The organism is Mesorhizobium sp. M1E.F.Ca.ET.063.01.1.1 (genome assembly GCF_003998155.1).
Classification (GTDB): domain Bacteria; phylum Pseudomonadota; class Alphaproteobacteria; order Rhizobiales; family Rhizobiaceae; genus Mesorhizobium.
The window spans coordinates 1-489 of sequence record NZ_RZSC01001556.1; the positions used below are offsets into that span (position 1 = coordinate 1).

General features: G+C 62.8%; 1 protein-coding gene. It reads right to left on the reverse strand.

The annotated features are described in order from the left end of the window. Positions 1–122: 122 nt before the first annotated feature. Positions 123–489 (reverse strand): outer membrane beta-barrel protein (locus EOA29_RS39755; protein ID WP_145970176.1); only part of this gene is annotated, 367 nt, incomplete at its 5' end.

The following is a 489-nucleotide window of genomic DNA, read 5'->3' on the forward strand; positions in this document are numbered from 1 at the left end:
GCGCTGTAGAGCAATTCCAGGAAAAGTGCGAGCGGTTTTCCGTCCGGAATTGCATCAAAACAAAAGGATAGAGCGGTTCGCCGTTTCGTTGAAACGGTGAAACGCTCCAGGCGCCGGCCTCCTCAGCGCTGCACCTTCAGCCCCAGGAAGATGCTGTTGGCGACATAGTCGCGGCCGGGCAGGTTGCTGTTCAGCTTCTCGGTCCTGACCCTTGTGGTGAGGCCGGCATAGCGGTTCAGCCACCACGTCAGGCCGGCCTCGGCGCTCAGGATCAGGTCATGGCCGTCGGAGCCGGTATAGTCGCGCCAGTCGAGGCCAAGCGCGGAATTCGCCGTCAGATTGGCGCGGACCTGGCGTTCGCCGGTAAGCCTGCCCGAGTAGAGCACATCGCCACTTTCCCCGGCCGTGGTGGTGCTCTCGATGGTGGTCCTTCCTGTGAGCCCGACGATGGTGCCGCGCTCGGGCGACCATTTGAGATCGGCGTTGACG